Below are 242 nucleotides of genomic sequence, written 5' to 3' on the forward strand. Positions count from 1 at the left end.
GGCTGTACCGGGTGCCGTTCCAGTATGCCGGCCACGTGCGCGCGCATCTCGGCGCCGGGGCCTGTGCGGCGGCCTCCGACGGCGTCACGGTCACGGACCTCGACGGCAACGTCTTCTACGACCTGGCCGGCTCCTCCGGGGTCAACCTGTTCGGCGTGGATTTCTACCGGGCCTGCCTGGAGGAGGGCACCGCGAAGGTCGCGGCCCTCGGTCCCGGACATGTGGAACGAGACCTCGTCGAG

The 242-nt window shown here is 70.7% G+C and carries 1 pseudogene; it reads left to right on the plus strand.

Going from position 1 to position 242, the window contains the following annotated elements:
• Positions 1–242 (plus strand): annotated as a pseudogene (locus AC0IY0_RS28960) (hypothetical protein); the annotation flags it as partial.

It is taken from the genome of Methylobacterium sp. AC315 (assembly GCF_979253755.1).